Annotated in this window: 1 pseudogene; it reads right to left on the reverse strand. The window is 60.8% G+C overall.

The window, feature by feature from the left end:
- A pseudogene (locus ACYPXD_RS18620) lies at positions 1 to 401 on the reverse strand (NO-inducible flavohemoprotein); the annotation flags it as partial.

A 401-nucleotide genomic window follows, 5' to 3' on the forward strand; every position in this document is an offset into this window, starting at 1 on the left:
GGCCCAAGGAAATACACATCGACATCGCTCGAAGCCGGCATGAATTCACGCAGCCGCGCTTCGTCGAGATAGCCCGCGGCGTCATGCGCGCTGTCTTCCACGCGCGGCTTTTCATACACGTAGAAGCGCTTCAGCTGTGGATTGCGTGTGGCGAGGTCGTCGATAAAGTGACGGAATGCATGCACGCCGCCATGACGCGCCGCGTGAATGAAATGCACGGGCCGCGACGTCTTCAGCGCCACGCGCAGCATCGCAAGCGTCGGCGTAATGCCCACGCCGCCGCTGATCAGCACGAGCGGCTTCGTGCTGTCTTCGAGCGTGAAATCGCCGGACGGCGCGAACACGTCGAGCGTGTCTTCCTCGATCACATGATCGTGCAGGTAATTCGATACCTTGCCGTT

The sequence above is a fragment of the Paraburkholderia sp. 2C genome (assembly GCF_054589215.1).